General features: G+C 63.6%; 22 protein-coding genes. 12 read left to right on the top strand and 10 right to left on the bottom strand.

All coding sequences use genetic code 11. The features are described 5' to 3' along the window. Window positions 1-201: 201 nt before the first annotated feature. The 3 genes from HX613_RS04960 to tkt are packed head-to-tail and all read right to left on the bottom strand — an operon-like array spanning window position 202 to window position 5,002. Window positions 202-1,824: a glucose-6-phosphate isomerase gene (locus tag HX613_RS04960; protein WP_235344324.1), complete on the bottom strand. Its 1,623-nt coding sequence runs from the start codon at window positions 1,822-1,824 to the stop codon at window positions 202-204. Continuing rightward, window positions 1,821-2,924 (bottom strand): transaldolase, encoded by a 1,104-nt coding sequence (gene tal / locus HX613_RS04955; RefSeq protein WP_235344323.1) that lies wholly within the window; start codon window positions 2,922-2,924, stop codon window positions 1,821-1,823. Before tal ends, HX613_RS04960 begins: the two co-directional genes overlap by 4 nt. Then, on the bottom strand, window positions 2,921-5,002 hold the full coding sequence (tkt, locus tag HX613_RS04950; protein WP_235344322.1) for a transketolase: 2,082 nt from the start codon (window positions 5,000-5,002) through the stop codon (window positions 2,921-2,923). The genes tal and tkt overlap by 4 nt, the downstream gene beginning before the upstream one ends. 255 nt (window positions 5,003-5,257) lie before the next feature. Here tkt and HX613_RS04945 point away from each other — a divergent pair, with 255 nt between their 5' ends. Beyond that, window positions 5,258-6,235 carry a heme o synthase gene (locus tag HX613_RS04945; protein ID WP_235344321.1) on the top strand — a complete coding sequence of 326 codons (978 nt, stop codon included), beginning with the start codon at window positions 5,258-5,260 and terminating at the stop codon, window positions 6,233-6,235. Between the two features lie 8 nt (window positions 6,236-6,243). Here the strand turns inward: HX613_RS04945 and HX613_RS04940 are convergent, their stop codons facing one another. The 4 genes from HX613_RS04940 to HX613_RS04925 are packed head-to-tail and all read right to left on the bottom strand — an operon-like array spanning window position 6,244 to window position 9,236. Continuing rightward, window positions 6,244-6,708, bottom strand: coding sequence for a VOC family protein (locus HX613_RS04940; RefSeq protein ID WP_235344320.1), 465 nt, complete (start codon window positions 6,706-6,708; stop codon window positions 6,244-6,246). Next, window positions 6,671-7,573, bottom strand: coding sequence for a COX15/CtaA family protein (locus HX613_RS04935; RefSeq protein WP_235344319.1), 903 nt, complete (start codon window positions 7,571-7,573; stop codon window positions 6,671-6,673). The genes HX613_RS04940 and HX613_RS04935 overlap by 38 nt, the downstream gene beginning before the upstream one ends. A gap of 8 nt (window positions 7,574-7,581) precedes the next feature. Then, window positions 7,582-8,313 carry an ABC transporter permease gene (locus tag HX613_RS04930; RefSeq protein ID WP_235344318.1) on the bottom strand — a complete coding sequence of 244 codons (732 nt, stop codon included), beginning with the start codon at window positions 8,311-8,313 and terminating at the stop codon, window positions 7,582-7,584. Then, window positions 8,310-9,236, bottom strand: a complete 927-nt coding sequence (locus tag HX613_RS04925; protein ID WP_235344317.1) for an ABC transporter ATP-binding protein — start codon at window positions 9,234-9,236, stop codon at window positions 8,310-8,312. Before HX613_RS04925 ends, HX613_RS04930 begins: the two co-directional genes overlap by 4 nt. A 103-nt stretch (window positions 9,237-9,339) precedes the next feature. On the opposite strand from HX613_RS04925, the gene HX613_RS04920 reads away from it, so the two are divergent. From HX613_RS04920 to HX613_RS04875, 10 genes are all read left to right on the top strand, one after another. Beyond that, window positions 9,340-10,059: a helix-turn-helix transcriptional regulator gene (locus tag HX613_RS04920; protein ID WP_143921740.1), complete on the top strand. Its 720-nt coding sequence runs from the start codon at window positions 9,340-9,342 to the stop codon at window positions 10,057-10,059. After that, window positions 10,056-11,486: a Fe-S cluster assembly protein SufB gene (gene sufB, locus HX613_RS04915; protein WP_235344316.1), complete on the top strand. Its 1,431-nt coding sequence runs from the start codon at window positions 10,056-10,058 to the stop codon at window positions 11,484-11,486. The genes HX613_RS04920 and sufB overlap by 4 nt, the downstream gene beginning before the upstream one ends. A 38-nt stretch (window positions 11,487-11,524) precedes the next feature. Continuing rightward, window positions 11,525-12,700, top strand: a complete 1,176-nt coding sequence (gene sufD / locus HX613_RS04910) for a Fe-S cluster assembly protein SufD (RefSeq protein ID WP_235344315.1) — start codon at window positions 11,525-11,527, stop codon at window positions 12,698-12,700. Then, window positions 12,697-13,020 (top strand): non-heme iron oxygenase ferredoxin subunit, encoded by a 324-nt coding sequence (locus tag HX613_RS04905; protein WP_408610727.1) that lies wholly within the window; start codon window positions 12,697-12,699, stop codon window positions 13,018-13,020. Before sufD ends, HX613_RS04905 begins: the two co-directional genes overlap by 4 nt. 50 nt (window positions 13,021-13,070) lie before the next feature. After that, window positions 13,071-13,829 carry a Fe-S cluster assembly ATPase SufC gene (sufC, locus tag HX613_RS04900; RefSeq protein WP_235344314.1) on the top strand — a complete coding sequence of 253 codons (759 nt, stop codon included), beginning with the start codon at window positions 13,071-13,073 and terminating at the stop codon, window positions 13,827-13,829. After that, window positions 13,829-15,079, top strand: a complete 1,251-nt coding sequence (locus HX613_RS04895) for a SufS family cysteine desulfurase (protein ID WP_235344313.1) — start codon at window positions 13,829-13,831, stop codon at window positions 15,077-15,079. The genes sufC and HX613_RS04895 overlap by 1 nt, the downstream gene beginning before the upstream one ends. Before the next feature lie 10 nt (window positions 15,080-15,089). Beyond that, on the top strand, window positions 15,090-15,557 hold the full coding sequence (gene sufU, locus HX613_RS04890) for a Fe-S cluster assembly sulfur transfer protein SufU (RefSeq protein WP_235344312.1): 468 nt from the start codon (window positions 15,090-15,092) through the stop codon (window positions 15,555-15,557). A gap of 2 nt (window positions 15,558-15,559) precedes the next feature. Beyond that, window positions 15,560-15,895, top strand: coding sequence for a metal-sulfur cluster assembly factor (locus HX613_RS04885; protein WP_009881355.1), 336 nt, complete (start codon window positions 15,560-15,562; stop codon window positions 15,893-15,895). 183 nt (window positions 15,896-16,078) lie between these two features. Then, window positions 16,079-16,765, top strand: a complete 687-nt coding sequence (locus HX613_RS04880; RefSeq protein ID WP_328284900.1) for a ribonuclease H family protein — start codon at window positions 16,079-16,081, stop codon at window positions 16,763-16,765. Continuing rightward, window positions 16,762-18,360, top strand: a complete 1,599-nt coding sequence (locus HX613_RS04875; protein ID WP_235344311.1) for an ABC-F family ATP-binding cassette domain-containing protein — start codon at window positions 16,762-16,764, stop codon at window positions 18,358-18,360. Before HX613_RS04880 ends, HX613_RS04875 begins: the two co-directional genes overlap by 4 nt. Window positions 18,361-18,399: 39 nt before the next feature. Here HX613_RS04875 and HX613_RS04870 read toward each other — a convergent pair whose 3' ends face one another. The 3 genes from HX613_RS04870 to HX613_RS04860 are packed head-to-tail and all read right to left on the bottom strand — an operon-like array spanning window position 18,400 to window position 19,906. Then, window positions 18,400-19,305, bottom strand: a complete 906-nt coding sequence (locus HX613_RS04870; RefSeq protein WP_235344310.1) for an SURF1 family cytochrome oxidase biogenesis protein — start codon at window positions 19,303-19,305, stop codon at window positions 18,400-18,402. Continuing rightward, window positions 19,305-19,517, bottom strand: a complete 213-nt coding sequence (locus HX613_RS04865) for a hypothetical protein (RefSeq protein ID WP_235344309.1) — start codon at window positions 19,515-19,517, stop codon at window positions 19,305-19,307. The genes HX613_RS04870 and HX613_RS04865 overlap by 1 nt, the downstream gene beginning before the upstream one ends. After that, complete coding sequence (locus tag HX613_RS04860) at window positions 19,514-19,906, bottom strand: DUF3099 domain-containing protein (protein WP_235344308.1); 393 nt, start codon at window positions 19,904-19,906, stop codon at window positions 19,514-19,516. Before HX613_RS04860 ends, HX613_RS04865 begins: the two co-directional genes overlap by 4 nt. 147 nt (window positions 19,907-20,053) lie before the next feature. On the opposite strand from HX613_RS04860, the gene HX613_RS04855 reads away from it, so the two are divergent. After that, the gene (locus HX613_RS04855; protein WP_198396227.1) at window positions 20,054-20,764 is read left to right on the top strand and encodes a beta-ketoacyl-ACP reductase; all 711 of its coding nucleotides are present in this window, start codon (window positions 20,054-20,056) and stop codon (window positions 20,762-20,764) included. Window positions 20,765-20,798: the final 34 nt, after the last annotated feature.

Genomic DNA, 20,798 nt, shown 5'->3' with positions numbered 1-20,798 from the left:
GCCCGCTCCGCACGCCTGCCCTTGGCTGCGAAGGCACAGTCTGAGCGCTGTGGACGGAAGATCGTCTGAGACCACCTCGGCGTTCCAGCCACCATGACGCGCAGTTCATCTGCCACAACGAAGGACCCTGACCGATTGGTCAGGGTCCTTCGTCGTGCCCAGATGAGTGACCTCCAGCCGGAAGTCAGCGCAGGTCGGAAGTCAGTCAACTCCGTAGTGGTGCAGGGGCTCCACGTCTGCGATCGCGCGACGCAGCTGATCAAGGCCCTGTGCACGGTCGAGCAGGTGAACCCTGAGCACGGGGCGTCCCTTGTCCCGCAGAGCCGCGGCATCGCCGAGGGCCTGAGCACGCTGCAGCTCAGTGAAACCATAGGGGCGACCGGGAACCAGCAGATCCGTCCGGGGCTCGGCTGTGATCTGCAGGAACACTCCGTTGGGGTGACCGCCCTTGTGGTACTGACCTGTCGAATGCAGATAGCGCGGTCCGAATCCGAACGTCGTCTGCACACCCGAATGCTGTGAGACCAGGGCTCGGAGGCCTTCGGCATCGGCGTCGGCGATGCGGTCGATGAACGCCTGCACACCGACGAATCCGTACTCGTCGACCTGTTCGAAGAGCTCTCCGATGGCGCCGACGAGGTCAGCAGCCTCCTCGAACTGACCGAAGACCTCAACCTGTTGCTCGCGGAACGCAGGCGCTTCCGGTGCTGCCGACGAACCCTGTGAGAGAGCTTGCCTGGCATGTTCCTTAGCGGCCTCAACATCCGGCTGGTCGAAGGGATCGACCCCGATGCTGTAGCCGGCGATCGCAGTGGCGAATTCCCAGAAGACGAACAGCTCACCAAGGTCACCTTCGAGTTCCGAGTTGAAACCGGATGGTGCCTCGACCTCGGTGATGGGACCCAGAGTGCACAGCATGGCGTCTGCACGGGCGTCGAAAAAGCCGACGTCAGCGGCACCGTCGACGACGACGGGCAGGATGCCCTGACCGTCCTTGCCCAAGGACTCCGCCACCAGCTGTTCGACCCATTTGCTCATCCCAGACAACGCTGGGGTGGTCTCGGCGAGGACGAGCTTCTCTGTTGCCCTGGCATGACCGATGCCCATCCAGGTCCCGAACTGCAGTGCAGGATTGTCAGGAGCATCGGTTCCCAGACCTCCGACAGCCCCTGCCGCCGACTCCGCGATCGCGCGGACATCGACACCGGCAAGACCGGCAGGGACGAGACCGAAGGCCGACAGCGCACTGTAGCGCCCGCCGACGGTCGCATCCGCGTGGAAGGTAGCCAGAAAACCCTGCTCGGTGGCCAAAGCGTCGAGCTCGGTCCCCGGATCGGTGATGGCGATCAGACGAGACGCTGGATCGATGCCCACCGATTCGAAGGCCGCTGAGAATGCGCGGCGAATCGCGTCTGTCTCGATCGTCGTGCCTGATTTGGAAGCGACGATCAGAACGGTGTGCGACAGATCGGTCCCGATCGCCTCGGCGACCTGATTGGGATCGGTGGAGTCCACGACCTCGAGCCTGACCCCCGCGGATTGAGCCATGACCTCCGGGGCCAGCGATGAACCGCCCATCCCCGTCAGGCTGATCGAGCGCAGACCCTGCGCCTCCAGTCGGGCACGCAGAGCCTCGATCTCATCGACGAGCTCCGCAGCCCGCTGGGGCAGATCCACCCAGCCCATGCGCGGCACAGGCTGCTCGTCGTCGGTGAACAACGACGCATCCTTGGCCGCCAGGCGGGAGGGGACACGTGCTTCGAGGAGGCGCCCTACCTCGGCCTCATAGTCCTCAGAGACCGGAACGCTGTGCTGGAGTCTCATGCACGGTCCAATGCAGTGCGAATCGTGTCCTGCAGCTCCGCCCAGCTGACGTCGAACTTCTCAAGTCCTTGCGTCTCAAGCACGGTCATCACCTCCGCATAGTCGATTCCGAGCCGCGCCAGACGGTCGAAGACCCCGTCGGCGGCCCGGTAGTTCTCCGGTGAGATCTCGGCAGACACCTCACCGTGGTCGGCGAAGGCCTGCATCGTGGGTTCAGGCATCGTGTTCACAGTGTTCTGGGCAACGAGTCCAGCCACGTACATCGTGTCGGGGTAGTCGGGGTTCTTGACTCCGGTCGAGGCCCACAGCAGTCGCTGCGGCGTGGCGCCCGCGAGCTCGAGGACCCGGAAGCGCTCGGACGTGAACAGCTGCGAGTGGATCTCATGGGCCAGCACGCAGTTCGCGATTCCCGCCCGCCCCTTGAGCTCCGCCCCGGCCGGATCATCGAGGCCGTCCAGCCGTGCGTCGATCTCCGCATCCACGCGAGAGACGAAGATCGAGGCCACCGACTTGATCTGACTGAGATCATGCCCGGCGACACGAGCCTTCTCCAGGCCCTGGAGGAAGGCTTCGACGACATGTCGGTAGCGGGTCAGGGAGAACACCAAGGTGACGTTGACGCTGATGCCTGCTGCGATGGTCTCGGAGATCGCGCGCAGTCCGGCTTCGGTCGCGGGGATCTTGATCATCGCATTGGGTTCGCCCACGCGCTCCCACAGAGCCTTCGCCGCCGCGACGGTGCCCTCAGCATCGTGTGCCAGCGGGGGAGCGACCTCGATGGACACACGCCCGTCTTCGCCGTTGGTGGCGTCGTAGACAGGACGGAAGAGTCTGGCAGCGGCCGCGACATCCGAGGTGGTCAGGGACTCGATCGCCTCATCGGCGGAGACCTTGCCCTCGCCGAGCTCTGCAACGGCGGAGTCATAGCTGTCCGACCCGGCGATGGCATTTGCGAAGATCGTCGGATTCGTCGTCACTCCGGTGACGTTCGAGTCCTCGATGAGGCGTGCCAGGTCGCCGGACTCGAGACGAGTCCGTGACAGGTCATCGAGCCAGATGGAGACTCCGTGCTCGCTCAGCTGTGCCAGATTGCCGCTCATGCGTCCTCCTTCGCCGCTGCGATCGATTCCTCGGCGGCGGTGACGACAGCCGCCGGGGTGATTCCGAATTTCTCGTACAGTGTGGCGTAATCGGCCGAAGCACCGAAGTGCTCGATCGACACGGCACGGCCGGCATCGCCGAGGTACTTGTGCCAGCTCATCGCCGAGGCGGCTTCGATGCTCACACGAGCCTTGAGACCGCGGGGCAGGACCGCTCTGCGGTAGTCCTCGGGCTGAGCGTCGAACCATTCCTGGCACGGCATCGAAATGACGCGTGCTGGGGTGCCTGCGGCCTGCAGCTCTTCGGCTGCCGCGATCGCAATGGCGACCTCGGAACCGCTGGCGAGGATGGCCACCTCGGGTTCATCCGCGGTATCGAAGAGCACGTAGCCGCCGCGAGCGGCCTCGGAGGCAGGGGCGTACTTCTCACGGTCGAAGACCGGAACGGCCTGACGGGTGAGCACGAGTCCGCTGGGCCCGTCGGTGCGATCGAGAATCCTGCGCCACACGACCGAGGTCTCATTCGCATCGGCTGGACGCACAAGATCAAGGCCGGGAATCGCACGCAAGGCGGAGAGATGCTCGATCGGCTGGTGCGTGGGTCCGTCTTCGCCGAGGCCGATCGAATCGTGCGTCCACACGAACACGTTCGGCAGCTGCTGCAGAGCGGCCAGCCGTATGGCCGGACGCTGGTAGTCGCTGAAGACGAGGAAGGTGCCGCTGTAGGGGCGCGTGCCGCCGTGCAGGGCGATGCCGTTGCCGATGAGTCCGGCGGAGAATTCGCGGACGCCGTAGTGGATGTTGCGCCCGTAGACGTTACCGGAGAAAGCACCGGTCGAACGATGCTCGGGCAGGAAGCTCGGGTCGCCCTTGATCAGTGTGTTGTTCGATCCGGCGAGGTCGGCGGATCCGCCCCACAGTTCGGGCATGGTTGCCGCGATGGCGTTGAGGACCTGCCCGGAGGCGGCGCGAGTCGCGATGCCCTTGTCGCTGGTTTCGAAGACAGGGAACTGGTTGTCGAGTCCGGCTGGAAGTTCACGCTTGGCCAGGCGGTCGAAGAGTTCGGCGTTGGCCGGGTTCGCCTCGCGCCAGGCGCTGTAGGACTCGTTCCATTCGATGTGGGCTCCGCGGCCGCGGTCCAGTGCCGAGCGGGTGTGGTTGAGCACCTCGGCGGGCACTGCGAATGTCTCTTCGGGATCGAAGCCGAGGATCTCCTTCGTCGCCTTGATCTCGTCGTCGCCGAGTGCGGAACCGTGAGAGCCGCCGGTGTTCTGCGCGTTCGGGGCGGGCCAGGCGATGATGGTCGAGAGACGGATGAAGGAGGGGCGGGGATCGGTCTTTGCCGCTTCCATAGCGGCGTGGAAGGCTTCCACGTCCTCCTTGTACTCGTCGCCGGCTCTGAAGTCGACGTGCTGGACGTGCCAGCCGTACGCGGCGTAGCGGGCCGCGGTGTCCTCGCTGAAGGCGATCGCGGTGTCGTCTTCGATGGAGATCCGGTTGTCGTCCCAGATCACGACCAGGTTGGACAGCTCCTGGGTTCCGGCCAGGGACGAAGCCTCACCCGATACGCCTTCCTCAAGGTCGCCGTCGGATGCCAGGACGACGACGGAATGATCGAAGGGCGAGGCACCGGGAGCAGCATCAGGATCGAAGAGGCCGCGTTCGCGGCGAGAGGCCATGACCATTCCCACCGCCGAGGCGAGGCCGGATCCCAGCGGTCCCGTCGTGATCTCGACGCCTGCAGTGTGTCCGACCTCCGGGTGACCGGGAGTCAGTGAACCCCAGGTGCGCAGTGCCTTCAGATCGTCGAGCTCGAGGCCGAAGCCCGAGAGGTAGAGCTGGACGTACTGGGTCAGCGAGCTGTGCCCGCATGAGAGAACGAAGCGATCGCGGCCGGCCCAACTCGGATCGGCGGGATCATGATTGAGACCGTACTGGTAGAGGTAGTGTGCAACGGGAGCAAGACTCATCGCGGTTCCGGGGTGACCGTGTCCGGCCTTCTGCACTGCATCTGCGGCGAGGAGGCGGGCGGTGTCGACTGCGCGGTTGTCGAGTTCTGTCCAGGACAGGGAGTTCATGTCTTCGAGCGATCCTTCGTTCGTCTTAGAGGCGTGCACTCAAACTCTACCGCGCCGGGTCCCAAACGCGAGGGGTGAGATCGCCGACCCTGATATCGCAAGCGCGTTGCACCTCGGCAGCGGGGTCGTGATTCCTGTTCGCGGCGGTCGCACCCGGCATCTGGATACTGTGGCTCAGATAGGCTGCAGAATCAGGCTCCGAAACACAGCCTCCACCGACTGGCAAAAAATTCGACAGAGGGTAGAATCGACGACGTGAGTGAACTTCGTCAGAACCAGGACACGCAGAGTGAACGCCCTCTGCAGAGGGCAGTCGACGAGGAACGACTCTCAAAACACCCCCGCTCGATCATCAGTGCCTACATCGCACTGACCAAGCCTCGAGTGATCGAACTCCTGCTGGTGACCACTGCTCCGGTGATGTTCCTCGCCGCGCAGGGAATGCCGAATATCTGGCTGGTCATCAACACCCTCATCGGCGGCGCTGCAGCCGCAGCCTCCGCTTCGGTCTTCAACTGCTACGTCGATCGTGACATCGACGCGAAGATGGAACGCACCAAGCATCGCCCACTCGTGACCGGTGAGATCACACCACGGGCGGCACTCATCTTCGCCTTCGCACTGGGCCTGGGATCGATCTTCTGGCTCGGCGGCTTCACGAACTGGGTGACCGCTGGACTCACCGCCTGCGCGATCCTGCTCTACGCGGTCTTCTACACCCTGGTCCTCAAGCGTCGCACCACGCAGAACATCGTCTGGGGCGGCGCCGCGGGCTGCATGCCTGTGCTCATCGGCTGGTCTGCCGTCACCGGCGGGCTGGCCTGGGAAGCTCTCCTACTCTTCCTCGTGGTCTTCTTCTGGACGCCGCCGCACTACTGGCCGCTGGCGATCAAGTACAAGGCCGACTACGATGCCGCAGACGTTCCGATGCTGCCCTCGAAGGTTCCGCCGACGAACGTCGGTCGCCAGATGATCGCCTACACCTGGGCGATGGTGGCGTGTTCACTGGCACTCATTCCGCTCGCCCCGATGGGCCCTGTCTACACAGGCGTCGCGGTTCTCGCCGGCGCTTGGTTCCTGTTCTCCTGCTATGCACTCGTCTCCCGGGCGAAGAAGGGCAAGAGCGGAACCTCGCTGAAGGCGATGAAGGTCTTCCACGGCTCGATCACCTATTTGTCGCTGCTCTTCCTCGCCGTCGCGATCGACCCGTTCGTCCTCCCCGGCTTCTGGTAGGTCCCTACTCAGCCCGCGTCGACGAGTTCCTTGATGACGATCTTCTTCATCCCCATCAGCGCCTTGACCTGAGCGTCTCCGGTCATCAGCTCGTCGAGGTGTGCGGGAACAATCTGCCAGCTGATCCCGAATTTGTCCTTGAGCCAGCCGCACTGCTCGCTGGCGGGAACGGCCGACAGCGCTGACCAGTAGTGGTCGATCTCGGCCTGGTCGGCACATTCGACGGTCAGTGAGATCGCCTCGTTGAACGCGAATGCAGGTCCGCCGTCGAGGCAGATGAAGCGATTGCCGTCGAGCTCGAAGACCCCATTGATGACCTTGCCGCGCATCCCCGCGTAATGCGGATCGAGGGATTCATCGGGGTAGCGGTCGATGGAGACGATGTGCGAGTTGGGGAAGACGGAGCAGTAGAACCTCATCGCCTCCTCGGCGTGGTCAGTGAACCACAGGCACGGCGTGATCGGTGTCGGCATGATGGGTGCTCCTCGGGTATGCGCTGTCGAGGACGGCAACGCTTGCCGCGATAGTAGCCGAGATGCCGATCATATGGAATGCCACGAGCACGATGGGCACGCCGGTGAAGTACTGGACGTAGCCGATGATCCCCTGGAGCACCTCGATGACGAGGAGCACGGCCAGCGGTCGGACCATGACGGTGTGCTTCTTCACTGCCAGGACGAGCGAGGCGATGGTCGCGATGACCAGCAGCCAGACCGGTGCGGCATGTGCGCGGGTGATCCAGACGTTATCGAGGCCGTTGCGGGTCGACATCGTCGAGCCCGAGTGCGGACCCGCGCCCGTGGTCAGGACACCGAAGATCACCACGATCGCGGTCAGCCCGAGGATGGTCCAGCCGAGTGCCGGCAGCGGAGACGGAGCCTTCTCAGCTGTGCGCACGCCGGTGTCGTAGGTGCGGCGAACGAAGTACGCGGCGACGCCGATGGCGATGGCAGAGGGCACGAAGTGTCCGGCCACGACCCACGGGTTGAGCTTGGTCCACACGGTGATGCCGCCGACGAGGGCCTGGATGGGGACAATGGCCAGCAGCCCGAGGTTGAGCCAGAACAGGTCGGGGCGCTGCTTCCGATGCCTCCAGAGCATGAAGAGGATGACGACTCCGAGCATGGCCAGCGCCACCGCCAGCGTGCGGTTGCCGAATTCGATGAGGCCGTGGATGCCCATCTCCGGGGTCGTCACGAGTGAATCGGGGGTGCACTTGGGCCAGTCCGTGCAGCCGAGGCCGGAGCCGGTGAGCCGTACGATGCCACCGCTGACGATGATGGTGGCCTGCGCGATGAGCATGGCCCATGCAGCTACACGGATCCTCTTAGTGACCATTTCTCTCCTCATTCGAATCGGAACCACCTGCGTGCTGCAAGCGCCCCCACCAGCCCCCACACGAGGAGCACGATCAGTGCTTTGACATCGAAGCCCGCGCCGCCGACGGCCGCACGCATCGCATCGCCGAGCGCGCCGGAGGGCAGATAGCCGACCACGGTGCCCCATTCTCCCGGGTGGGCGATGACGAGCCCGCCCACACCGGCCATGAGGACCCAGATCAGGTTCGCGCCGGCCAGGGTGGCCTCCGCCCGCACGGTTCCTGCCATTAGCAAGCCTAAGGACAGCAGCGCTGCGGTGCCAAGAAGCGTGGTCAGGATCAATGCGAGTGGGTTCACGGGACTGTTGAAGCCGAGGCCCACAGCGATGGCGAAGGCAAGGATGAATTGGATGATGACGACGGCGATGACCGCGCCGAGCTTGCCGAGGATGAGGCCATTCGTGCCCAGCGGCGTCGTCGCCAGCTGTCGCAGCACCCCATAGCGGCGGTCGAAGGCCGTGGCGATCGCCTGACCAGTGAAGGCGGTCGATGCCAGGCACAGGCTCAGTGCACCGGGCAGCGCCACGGTGAGCGGATCCGCCCCAGGCCCGACGATGCCGAGGCCGCTGAGCAGTGGAGCCTTCGCGAGGAAGATGAGCATACCCAGCGGCAGGATGAGTGAGAGCAGCAGCTGTTCGCCGTTGCGCAGGACGGAGATCGTCTCGAACCTCACCTGCGCCAGGACACGTCTGGTTCTCATCGCAGCGGCCTGCCCGTGAGTTCGAAGAACACATCTGCCAGCGATTGGGAGTGCATGTCGATGTCCTTGATCGCCAGCCCCGCCTCGGCGACGGCCGTGCACAGGCCAGCGATCTGGGTGCTGTCGAGGTCCCCGTCGACGACGAGGGCCGGTCCCACCACCGAGGTGGCCGCGATTCCATTCATCGTGGCCAGGAGTTCACGAGGAGCCGGCTCCAGCGGCTGACTGACCCTGATGACGAGTCGGCGACCGGAAGGTGATGCGTTGCGCAGATCCTCGGGAGCGCCCTGGGCGATGATGCGACCGCGATCGATGACGACGACCTCGTCGGCCAGCTCCTCCGCCTCGGCGAGGTCATGGGTCGTCAGGACCACGGCCACCGAGGCTGCTGCCAGCTCCCGGATGAAACCGTGGACGACCTCCCGTGCCTGAGGATCGAGCCCGGCACAGGGCTCATCGAGGAAGACCAGGCGCGGTCGGCCGATGAGTGCGGCGGCCAGGGCCACTCGTTGCTTCTGGCCTCCCGACAGGCGCCGAATCGTGCGTGTGGAGAACTCGTGCAGACCCAAGGGATCGGCGAGTTCATCGACGCTGAGCGGATTGGGATAGAGGGACGCGAGGTGTCGCAGAACCTGGAGCGGCTTCGCGCTCATCGGCAGTCCGCCGTCCTGGAGCATGACGCCTGCGAGCAGAGATGTCGAGGCATGGTCACGGAACGGATCCTGGCCGAAGATCTCCACGCGACCGGCATCGGGGGCCCGTGTGCCCACCGCCAGGGAGATCGTCGTCGACTTGCCTGCACCATTGGGTCCGAGCACACCGAGGATGGATCCGGTGGCGGCATCGAGGTCGATCCCGTCGACGACGTGGTGTGCGCCGTACGAGTAATGGAGACCACGTATGGTGAGGGCCGATTCTGACACCTGACCATTCTACGACGCGTCGAATCGGGTCGTAGTTAGGCTCACCTAGTTTTACGAAACAAATTACGCAACAATAGTGTTGTGTTAGTCAAGGAGGTGGAGAATGGCTGCGAACGACACAGAAGATCGCCGTACCCGAGAGAAGGTATTTCGATCGGTGCTCGATGAAGGGCCGATCACTGCCTCGGCGTTGGCAAAGGGTCTTGACCTGACTCCAGCGGCGATTCGTCGTCACATGGATGCGCTGGAGAGCGAGGGCCTCATCGAGGTCCGAGAGCTCGCCGGCAAGCAGGCAGGCCGCGGCAGGCCGGCCAGACACTACGTGGTCACCTCGCGTGGGCATGGCTCGGTCACGCATTCCTATGACCAGCTGGCAGTCGATATCCTCCGGTTCATGAAGGACCGAGTCGGCCATGAGGCCGTTGAGGAGTTCACCGAGGACCTGGTTGCGAAACTCCGCGACCGCCTCGGCGGGGAACTGGATCGACGGGGAGGCACCACAGTGGCTTCCCGCTCCCGGGGACTGGCTGCGGCATTGACCAAGGAGGGATATGCCGCCTCGGCGACACCGGTGGCGGCCGGCACCCCTCTCGAAGCGATGCAGCTGTGCCAAGGACATTGTCCGATCCAGGCAGTCGCCTCCGAGTTCCCCGAGATCTGCGAAGCAGAACTCGCCATGTTCTCGGACTACCTGGGCGTCGATGTTCGCCGTCTGTCCTCATTGGCCCACGGCGACCATGTCTGCACCACCCACATTCCGACCTCGGAACTCACCAGACCACTCATCCACAGCAATGATCGACCTCAAGGAGGTTCCCGATGACTGACACAGGCAATCGGATCATCGATGCTAACCCCGAGCTCAAAGACCTCGGGCAGTACGCATACGGTTGGCACGACGGAAACGACGCCGGAGAGTTCGCGGCGCGCGGTCTTTCAGAAGACGTCGTCCGCAACATCTCGAAGTTGAAGGACGAGCCGGACTGGATGCTGCAGCGCCGACTCAAGGCGCTCAAACTGTTTGAGAAGAAGCCGATGCCCAGCTGGGGTGCAGACCTCACCGGCATCCACTTCGACGACATCAAGTACTTCGTGCGCTCGACGGAGGGTCAGGCGACGTCCTGGGAGGATCTGCCCGAGGACATCCGCAATACCTACGACAAGCTCGGCATCCCCGAGGCTGAGAAGCAGCGCCTCGTCGCCGGTGTGGCCGCTCAGTACGAGTCCGAGGTCGTCTACCACCAGATCAACGAAGAGCTCGAGAAGCAGGGTGTCATCTTCATGGACACCGACACTGGGCTGCGCGAGTACCCGGAGATCTTCGAAGAGTACTTCGGCTCGATCATCCCCGCCGGAGACAACAAGTTCTCGGCGCTCAACACCGCAGTCTGGTCGGGCGGTTCCTTCGTCTACGTCCCCAAGGGCGTCCACGTCGAGATCCCTCTGCAGGCCTACTTCCGTATCAACACGGAGAACATGGGCCAGTTCGAGCGCACCCTCATCATCGCCGACGAAGGCTCGTCAGTGCACTACGTTGAGGGCTGCACCGCACCGATCTACAAGACCGACTCACTGCACTCCGCAGTCGTCGAGATCGTGGCCAAGAAGGACGCGAAGGTTCGCTACACGACCATCCAGAACTGGTCGAACAACGTGTACAACCTCGTCACCAAGCGTGCGATCGCTGAAGAGGGCGCCTCCATGGAATGGGTCGACGGCAACATCGGTTCGAAGGTCACCATGAAGTACCCGGCCATCTGGCTGACCGGTGAGCACGCACGCGGCGAGACGCTGTCCGTGGCATTCGCCGGCGAGGGCCAGCACCAGGACACCGGTGCGAAGATGGTTCACGCCGCTCCGAACACCCACTCCTCGATCGTGGCGAAGTCCGTGGCCCGTGGCGGCGGACGTTCCGGTTACCGCGGACTCGTCCACGTGCACCCCGGAGCCAAGGGCTCGTCGAACAACGTCCTCTGTGACGCACTTCTGGTCGACAACATGTCACGTTCTGACACCTACCCGTACATCGACATCCGCGAGGACGATGTGACGCTGGGTCATGAGGCGACCGTGTCGAAGGTGAGTGAGGATCAGCTCTTTTACCTCATGAGCCGCGGCATGGAGGAGACCGAGGCAATGGCGATGATCGTGCGCGGATTCGTCGAGCCGATTGCTCGCGAGCTGCCGATGGAATACGCACTCGAGCTCAACCGCCTCATCGAAATCCAGATGGAAGGTGGCGTGGGCTGATCTACGCCCACCACCGACCACGACAAGGAGTTTTCTAAGTGACTGATACCACCAATCCGTTGGGCCTCGATGAGCACTCTCATGGCGCCGACGTCCAAGTCCCCGATTCCAAGCGGGACGCTCGCACACGCAGCTTCGACGTCTCCGACTTCTCCGTCCCGAACGGACGCGAAGAGGAATGGCGGTTCTCGCCGGTGCGCAAGCTCAGTGATTTCTTCACCGACGCTGCCTCCGAGACGAAGCTGACCACGACCGGCGACCTGCCTGAAGGCATCTCCGTGGAGGAGATCTCGCTCGAAGCCGCGCAGGAACTGGGAATCCTCGAACCCGAGGATCGGGCCGCCGCCGTGGCAGCCAACCGTGCCGCAACCGTCACCCACTACTCGGTTCCCGCGGGAACCGAGATCGACGGCGCCGTGATCATCCACGCCGACGGCACCGGCAACGACATCTCCCATGGACATGTCGTCGTCTCCGTCGGAGCGAATGCCAAGGCGACCATCGTCGTCGAGCACGAAGGACTCGCTCGGCACTCCGAGCTCGTGTCCCTCGTCATCGGTGATGGCGCAAATGTGACATTCGTGTCCCTGCAGCTCTGGGACGACGAGACACAGCACCTGGGCCAGCACGACGCGATCGTGGGCAAGGATGCGAAGTTCAAGCACATCGTCATCAGCCTCGGCGGAGACATCGTGCGCCTGAACACGAACGTGCGCTACTCGGCAGCCGGGGGAGAGGCCGAACTGCTCGGACTCTACTTCGCCGATGCCGGCCAGCACTTCGAGCACCGCACCTACGTCGACCACAACACGCCGAAGGCCACCTCGAACGTCCACTACAAGGGCGCTCTCCAGGGCAAGGACGCACGCAGCGTCTGGATCGGCGATGTGCTCATCCGCCCCGAGGCACTCGACATCGACACCTACGAGCTCAACCGCAACCTCATCCTCTCCGATGGGGCCAGGGCGGACTCGGTGCCGAACCTCGAGATCGAGACCGGCGACATCGCCGGCGCCGGACACGCTTCGTCGACCGGACGCTTCGACGAGGAGCACCTGTTCTACCTGATGAGCCGCGGCATCCCCGAGGACGTTGCCCGTCAGCTCGTGGTTCGCGGATTCTTCAACGAAGTGATCCAGAAGATCCAGGTGCCAGAGATCGAAGAGGTCCTCAACGAACGAATCGAGGAAGAACTCTCCCGGAGCGTTCTGTGACCATGATCGACGTTGCGGCCGCCGACGAGGTGGCCGCGGGCGCGACGATGCGGATCGAAGTGAACAACTTCGAGATCTGCATCGCCCGCGACTCCGACGGCACGATCCATGCCATCGACGATGTCTGCACTCACGGCGAGGTATCGCTGGCCGAGGGAGAAGTGGAGGGCTGCGCCATCGAATGCTGGCTGCACGGCTCCCAGTTCGACCTCAAGACCGGCCGCCCACTGAGCCCACCGGCCTTCGAACCCGTCGCAGTCTATGACTGCAAGGAGATCGCCGGCCGCATCCTGCTTGACCCGAGCACAGTGGTCAATTGACCAGCACGCTCAACTGATCACCACGCTTACCTGAATTGAAAAGGATTGACATGTCCACTCTGAAAATCACTGACCTGCACGTCAGCGTCAACACCGAAACCGGTCCCAAGCCGATCCTCAACGGCATCAACCTGGAGATCAACTCCAACGAGACTCACGCCATCATGGGCCCCAACGGCTCCGGCAAGTCCACACTTGCCTACTCCCTGGCCGGTCACCCGAAGTACCAGGTGACCTCGGGCTCCGTCACCCTCGACGGCGTGGACGTCCTCGCGATGTCCGTCGACGAGCGCGCCAAGGCCGGACTGTTCCTGGCCATGCAGTACCCCGTCGAGGTCCCCGGCGTGACCGTGACGAACTTCCTGCGTTCGGCCAAGACCGCAATCGACGGTGAAGCACCGAAGCTGCGTAACTGGACCAAGGACCTCAAGTCCGCGATGGAGAACCTTCGCGTGGATCCTGAGTTCGCCAGCCGCAACGTCAACGAAGGATTCTCAGGCGGCGAGAAGAAGCGCCACGAGATCCTGCAGATGGAGATGCTCAAGCCCAAGTTCTCCGTCCTCGACGAGACCGACTCCGGCCTTGACGTCGATGCTCTGCGCATCGTGTCCGAGGGCATCAACCGGGTGCGCGAGTCGACCGATGTCGGCGTCCTGCTCATCACGCACTACACCCGCATCCTCAGCTACATCAAGCCCGACCACGTGCACGTGATCATCAAGGGCAAGGTTGCTGAAGAGGGCGGACCCGAGCTGGCCGATCGCCTCGAGAACGAGGGCTACGACCGCTTCCTGCAGGCCTCGGTCTGATGTTCTCCCGCCTGCGGAACGACTTCCCGATCCTGGACACCAGGGTCGGGGAGTCGTCTCTGAGCTATCTCGACTCTGGCGCGACTTCCCAGAAGCCGCAGTGCGTCATCGACACATTCACCGAGTACTACTCGCAGCGCAATGCCGCCGTCCACCGTGGAGCACACTCTCTTGCGGTGATGGCAACCGACGCGTTCGAGGCAGGCCGTGAGGCAGTGGCAGACCTCGTCGGCGGAGCACCCGAACAGGTGGTCTGGACGAAGAACGCCACCGAGGCACTCAACGTGGTCGCATTGGGCATCGACCGAGCCAGCCATGGCTTCGGGGGAGAGGCCGCTCAGCGCTTCGGGCTCGGACCCGCCGACTCCATCGTCGTCACCGAGATGGAACACCACGCAAACCTCGTCCCCTGGCAGCAGCTCGCCCAGTCCACGGGTGCTCAACTCCGCTGGCTCCCGGTCACGGACGCCGGAGAGCTCGATCTCAGCGATCTGGAATCCATCGTCGACGAGACGACCAAGGTCTTCGCCTTCACCCATGTATCGAATGTGCTCGGCACCATCAACCCGGTCGACACACTCGTCGCCCGGGCCCGGCAGGTGGGTGCGCTCGTCGTCCTCGACGCCTGCCAATCCGTCCCGCACATGCCAGTGAACTTCGTCGACCTCGATGTCGACTTCGCGGCGTTCTCCGCCCACAAGGCGTTGGGACCCACCGGTCTCGGTACCCTCTGGGGGAAGACGGACCTGCTGAACTCGCTGCCCCCGGTCTTGACCGGGGGATCCATGATCACCACAGTGACCATGGAGGACTCGGCGTTCATGGACGCACCACAGCGGTTCGAGGCCGGAACACAGCCCGTGGCCGAGGTCGCGGCGTTCACCACAGCGGTCAACTACCTCGCCGAGGTAGGCCTGAAGAAGATCTTCGACCATGAGCGAGAGCTCGCCGGAGTCCTCCTCGACGGCATCGCGAAGATTCCCGGCATCACCGTGCTCGGCGCCGCCGATGATCGGATCGGAACCGTGGCCTTCGACGTCGACGGCGTCCACGCCCACGACGTGGGACAGTACCTCGACTCCCAAGGAGTTGCGGTCCGGGTCGGCCACCATTGCGCTCAACCGCTGCACCGGCGCTTCGGCGTCACCGCCACGACGCGGGCGAGCACCTATCTGTACAACAACACCGAGGACTGCGAACAGTTCCTGGCCGCTCTGGCCGAGGTCCGTCCCTTCTTCGGAGTTCAGTGAGGATCGTGTCATGAGCACGCAGATGCAACAGCTCTACCAACAGGTCATCCTCGACCACTCCCGGTCGCGGATCGGCAATGCGGCTCTGCTGCGCGAGGGCGCAGCGGGACCTCACGGCTCCTCGCACCAAATCAATCCCACGTGCGGAGACGAGATCGAACTCGAGACCGAGATCAGCGATGACGGCGCAATCGCTGTGCGTTGGTCCGGCGACGGGTGCTCGATCTCGATGGCCTCGGCCTCAGTTCTCTCCGAGCTCGCTTCGGAGAACAGCGTAGAGGGCATGCTCGACATCGAAGCGAAGTTCCACGAGCTGATGCACTCTCGTGGGACAATTGCGGGAGATGAGGAAATACTCGGCGACGCTGCGGCGTTCAGCGGAGTGTCGAAGTTCCCCGCCAGGATCAAGTGCGCGCTCCTGTCCTGGGTCGCGTTCAAGGACGCACTCAACCAAGCCCAAACGTCTCTGAAGGAGTAGGAATGCCCGAAGTGATTGACGCACCGCAGAACGCCAGCATCGACGAGGTGCGCGAAGCGATGATGGACGTCGTCGACCCGGAGCTCGGCGTCAACATCGTCGATCTCGGACTCGTCTACGGACTCTCCGTCGAAGACGACGGCACCGCCGTCGTCGAGATGACCCTGACATCTGCGGCCTGCCCGCTGACCGATGTCATCGAAGACCAGACCGCTCAGTGCCTCGAAGGCATCGTGCCGGCCTACCGGATCAACTGGGTCTGGATGCCGCCATGGGGCCCCGAGAAGATCACCGACGACGGTCGCGAACAGATGCGTGCCCTCGGCTTCAACATCTGAGTTCTGATACTGCCGACGTCCCCGCGGGGACGTCACACCCTCACCTCGCCGAGGTGGGAGCGCCGATTCCGGTGCTCCCACCTCGGCGATGTCGTGGGTCGGGGTTGCGGAGATCACCTGCCCTGAATGCAGGGGACCAGGCTCGGCATGAAAGAATGAAGACCGACTTTCCTAGGAGAACCATTGACGATCATCGCTGCCGCAGACGGGTCAGCCCTCGGCAACCCCGGACCCGCCGGCTGGGCCTGGTACGTCGATGATGACTGCTGGCACGCCGGCGGTTGGACCGAATCGACGAATAACCGCGGCGAACTCATGGCCGTCCTCGACTTGCTGAACTCGACAGCGGAAGCCAATGAGGATCTCAAGGTCTTCTGCGACTCCAAATACGTCATCAACGCGTGCACGAAGTGGATGCCCGGCTGGAAGCGCAAAGGATGGAAGAAGGCCGACGGCAAGGACGTCCTCAACAAGGATCTCCTCGAACAGCTCGATTCCGCGCTGAAGGGCCGCGAGGTCGAATTCGAGTGGGTCAAGGGCCACAGCAACCACGCAATGAACGAAGCGGCAGACGACCGTGCACGGGCAGCCGCCACCGCGTATCAGAAGGGCACCAAGGTTCCGGCCGGACCCGGATACGTCCCCGCGGGGACGTCCCGGTCGATCACGGCTGCGTCGACTCAAGACGCGCCGGTCGGCGTCGAGACGCCGGTCGCCGACGAGGCCCCGGGAGCCGCGGCCACCACGCTCGTGTCGTGTCGAGTGCCCACACACATTGCAGACGAACTCGTCTCCCGGGCACAGGCTCAGGGAATCCACCCGCAAGAATTCTTGGCCGACATCATCGGTCGCAGTTTGGAGAATGAATGATTCAGGCATCCGACCTCGAAGTCACCGTCGGCGCCCGTACGCTGATGTCCGAGGTCTCCTTCCGCGTGGACAAGGGCGACCGTGTCGGCCTGGTCGGACGCAACGGGGCAGGCAAGACCACCCTGACGAAGGTGATCATGGGTGGACACAGTGCCTCGAAGGGCAGTGTGTCCGTCTCCGGGTCGGTGGGGTACCTGCCTCAGGATCCGCGCAGCGGCGACCCACAGGCCACCGGCATGGAACGCGTCCTTTCCGCCCGCGAGCTCGACGTCTTAGTCAAGCGTCTGCGCAAGGCAGAACACCAGATGGCCTCGTCTGATGAGAACGTCTCGATGAAGGCCATCGAGCGCTACCCGCGCATCGAAGCCGAATTCATGGCCGCAGGCGGCTACTCAGCGGAGTCCGAAGCCTACGCGATCGCAGCGAACCTGGGCCTCGACGAAGACCTCATCAACCAGGAGATCGGCACCCTCTCCGGCGGCCAGAGGCGCCGCGTCGAACTTGCCCGGATCCTCTTCTCAGCCCCGGACACGATGATCCTCGACGAGCCGACGAACCACCTGGACGCAGAATCCGTGTTGTGGCTGCGCGACTATCTCAAGGGCTACTCCGGCGGACTCATCATCATCAGTCACGACCTCGACCTCATTGACGAAGTCGTCAACAAGGTGTTCTTCCTCGACGCGACCCGCCAGACCATCGACATCTATTCGATGGGCTACCGTCTCTACCTCAAGCAGCGCGAAGATGATGAGCGCCGCCGCCGTCGCGAGCGTGCCAATGCCGAGAAGAAGGCTTCGGCACTGAACGCCCAGGCGAACAAGATGATGGCGAAGGCGACGAAGACCGTGGCCGCCCAGCAGATGGCCAAACGTGCCGAACGCCTGCTGTCGGGACTCGATGCCGAACGCAGCACCGAGAAGGTCGCGAACCTGCGGTTCCCGGCCCCCGCCGACTGCGGAAGGGTGCCGCTGACGGCTGAGGGACTCTCGCGCAGCTTCGGTTCGACAGAGGTCTTCACCGGCGTCGACCTGGCCATCGACAAGGGCTCACGAGTGGTCATCCTCGGCTACAACGGTGCCGGCAAGACAACGCTGCTGCGTCTGCTGGCCGGTCTCGACGAGCCGGACTCGGGTGAGGTCGTCCCGGGCTTCGGCCTCAAGCTCGGCTACTACGCACAGGAACACGAGACGCTCGATCTCGATCGCAGCGTGTTGGAGAATATGAAGCGCAACTCCCCGCACCTCGACGACACCGCGGTGCGCAATGTCCTCGGTTCGTTCCTGTTCTCCGGCGACGACGTGCACAAGCCCTCAAAGGTGCTCTCCGGCGGTGAGAAGACCCGTCTGGCGCTGGCCACACTCGTGGTCTCCAGCGCCAACGTCCTCCTCCTCGATGAGCCGACGAACAACCTCGATCCGGCCTCTCGTGAGGAGATCCTCTCAGCCATCCGCCGCTATGAGGGCGCCATCATCCTCGTCACCCACGATGAGGGGGCCGTCTCCGCTCTCGACCCCGACCGTGTGCTGCTGTTGCCCGACGGCGACGAGGACCTGTGGAACGACACCTACCTGGATCTCGTCACACTGGCCTGAGGCTCGACCTCTTCGCCGGTGGTCCCGGCGACCGCCGGTTCAGGAGTGCTTGAACCGGTCCTCGATGAATTCGTCCTCTTCGGCCTCGTCACGGCCGTGCACGCCCGGTGATCTCAACCGGTTGCGGCCATAGCGGTTGCCCGGCCGGGAGATCTTCGCTCCCGCTCCCAGTGCTGCCTTGTCCACCACGACGTATTCGACGTCGCCGGTGGATCTCTCAGCCGCCTCGGCGTCGGCTCTGCGTTCTCGTCTGGCCGAGATCGACACGGCGATGATGATCATGATGCCGAAGGTGAACCACTGGAGCATGTAGGACAGGTGGTTGCCCGGGTCGAGATCCGGTGCCGGCAGCGGCGTCAGCCCAGATTCGTCGGGTGGTAGGCCGCTGCCGGTGTGGACGGTCTCCGCGTAGACGTTTTCGTAGGCCGAGTCCATGCCGGGGATCCGGGCGGGATCGATGGCCTTGATCAGCCCATCCGGATTGTTGTCCTCGGAACCGTCCTGGGCCGGTTGGAGACGGGCAGCGATGGTCTGCTCCCCGGTGGGCGTCGGCGGGACCCGATCGGGTTCTGCGATCCATCCCCTGACGATCGCGATCGTGTCTCCGGACGTGAGTTCGAACGGAACGACGACGTAGTAGCCGACCTTGTCATTGACTGTGCGGTTGCGCGCGAACACGGTATCGGACGTCCGGTAGTGTCCGGTCAGCGACACCTGTCGCCATTCATCGGACTCGTCGAGGTTCGCCGAGGTGGAACCCAGGATGCTCGTGATGTCGACCGGTGCCGACGAATAGTTCGCGTTGATCGTAGCGATCTCATGCTGCCGCTGATCCTGTCGGTCCTTCTGCCACAATGCCAGGAAGATGCAGGCGATGACGATGATGATGGTCATGGCGATGTATTTCAGCCACCGCGGACTGAAGAGGAAGGAATAGCGTGACATCAACCGGCGTCCTCCGGGATGTCGTCGACGGCAACGTCGCTCTGATAGAAGTTGCGCATGGTCAGGAACTCTCGCAGATAGTCGAGATGTTCGTCACAGGCCAGCCAGGTCTTGCGGCGTTTGGGCATGTGCAGGCGGGGATTGTTCCACAGAATTGCGCGGGTGGCCTCTGCCCGGCATCCCTTCGCCGAGCACTGGAGCGTCTCGGTCATGCTTCATCACCTCGAGTCGGGTCTGCCGAAGTTTCACCATCGTCTGGCGCTGAGTCCTCGGATTCCCCGGCGATCGTCTCCCCGGGGACGGTCTCACCGGAAGCCGGCGGCAGCTCGGGCATCGGCGCGTTGTCCAGCAGAGCCGAATCGTCATTGGTGGTGCGCTCACGACCGGCATTGGCGAAGATCACAGCCGGATAGGGGAGGAGCACGGCACCGGCCACGCAGATCCACATCAACACGGTCAGATCTGCCCGGAACATGAAATAGGCCGCCACGAAGCAGAGCGTGCGAATTGCCATGGTGATCGAGTATTTGATGATCCGCGACTTCATGTCGTCATCAAGGGCGGTGTCTGCCGTGGTGATCTGCTGCGGGTGCTTGGACATAGCCTTCTTCGTTCGATTACTGCTACAAAATCATACTCTTCGTTTGTGAGAGTCGTATCGACGCCTGCCGGTTCGCGATAGGTTAGTGACGGTAAGTTTGATCTCAAACGCTGATCAATCTGTATTGTCCACCAACAGGAGAGATTCGTGTCAGAACCACGCATAGTCCTCGTGACCGGAGGAAACCGCGGAATCGGCCGCACCATCGCCGAGGAATTCCTCGCCCAGGGCGACACAGTTGCCGTCACCTCCCGCAACGGAGACGCACCAGAAGGTGCTCTGGCCGTGTCCGCAGACGTCACCGATACCGCGTCCCTCGACGCGGCATTCGCGCAGATCGAGGAGAAGCTGGGCCCAGTCGAGGTGGTCGTGGCGAACGCCGGCATCACCCGTGACAATCTGCTCATGCGGATGAGTGACGAGGAGTTCGAGGCCGTCGTCGACACCAACCTCACCGGCACCTTCCGCACCGTCAAACGTGCCATCACCGGAATGATTCGTGCGAAGAAGGGCCGCATCGTGCTCATCTCGTCCGTGTCGGGACTCTACGGGGTCCCCGGTCAGGCGAACTACTCGGCGTCGAAGGCCGGTCTCGTCGGTCTCGCCCGCTCGGTCACCCGTGAGCTGGGTTCACGCGGCATCACCGCCAACGTCGTCGCACCGGGCTTCATCCGCACCGACATGACGGATGAGCTGCCCGAGAAACAGCAGAAGGAATACCTCGCCACGATCCCCGCCAAGCGATTCGCCGAGGCCAGCGAGGTCGCGAAGGTCGTGCGCTGGGTGTCCTCGGACGAGGCCGCCTACATCTCCGGCGCCGTCATTCCCGTCGACGGCGGACTGGGGATGGGGCACTGAGCCCCGTCAACATCTAGACTTCACAACAAGGACA

It is taken from the genome of Brevibacterium sp. UCMA 11754 (genome assembly GCF_021532275.1).
Lineage (GTDB): Bacteria > Actinomycetota > Actinomycetes > Actinomycetales > Brevibacteriaceae > Brevibacterium.
This window is presented reverse-complemented; position numbering and strand designations above follow the sequence as displayed.

Bases quoted from the DNA above. Each gene is read 5' to 3' on its own strand.
- sufU (WP_235344312.1), top strand. From the start codon at position 15,090: ATGAGCACGCAGATGCAACAGCTCTACCAACAGGTCATCCTCGACCAC.
- tal (WP_235344323.1), bottom strand. From the start codon at position 2,924: ATGAGCGGCAATCTGGCACAGCTGAGCGAGCACGGAGTCTCCATCTGG.
- sufB (WP_235344316.1), top strand. From the start codon at position 10,056: ATGACTGACACAGGCAATCGGATCATCGATGCTAACCCCGAGCTCAAA.
- HX613_RS04920 (WP_143921740.1), top strand. From the start codon at position 9,340: ATGGCTGCGAACGACACAGAAGATCGCCGTACCCGAGAGAAGGTATTT.
- HX613_RS04930 (WP_235344318.1), bottom strand. From the start codon at position 8,313: ATGAGAACCAGACGTGTCCTGGCGCAGGTGAGGTTCGAGACGATCTCC.
- HX613_RS04875 (WP_235344311.1), top strand. From the start codon at position 16,762: ATGATTCAGGCATCCGACCTCGAAGTCACCGTCGGCGCCCGTACGCTG.
- HX613_RS04870 (WP_235344310.1), bottom strand. From the start codon at position 19,305: ATGTCACGCTATTCCTTCCTCTTCAGTCCGCGGTGGCTGAAATACATC.
- HX613_RS04860 (WP_235344308.1), bottom strand. From the start codon at position 19,906: ATGTCCAAGCACCCGCAGCAGATCACCACGGCAGACACCGCCCTTGAT.
- HX613_RS04895 (WP_235344313.1), top strand. From the start codon at position 13,829: ATGTTCTCCCGCCTGCGGAACGACTTCCCGATCCTGGACACCAGGGTC.
- HX613_RS04885 (WP_009881355.1), top strand. From the start codon at position 15,560: ATGCCCGAAGTGATTGACGCACCGCAGAACGCCAGCATCGACGAGGTG.
- HX613_RS04935 (WP_235344319.1), bottom strand. From the start codon at position 7,573: ATGGTCACTAAGAGGATCCGTGTAGCTGCATGGGCCATGCTCATCGCG.
- HX613_RS04960 (WP_235344324.1), bottom strand. From the start codon at position 1,824: ATGAGACTCCAGCACAGCGTTCCGGTCTCTGAGGACTATGAGGCCGAG.
- HX613_RS04940 (WP_235344320.1), bottom strand. From the start codon at position 6,708: ATGCCGACACCGATCACGCCGTGCCTGTGGTTCACTGACCACGCCGAG.
- HX613_RS04865 (WP_235344309.1), bottom strand. From the start codon at position 19,517: ATGACCGAGACGCTCCAGTGCTCGGCGAAGGGATGCCGGGCAGAGGCC.
- tkt (WP_235344322.1), bottom strand. From the start codon at position 5,002: ATGAACTCCCTGTCCTGGACAGAACTCGACAACCGCGCAGTCGACACC.
- sufC (WP_235344314.1), top strand. From the start codon at position 13,071: ATGTCCACTCTGAAAATCACTGACCTGCACGTCAGCGTCAACACCGAA.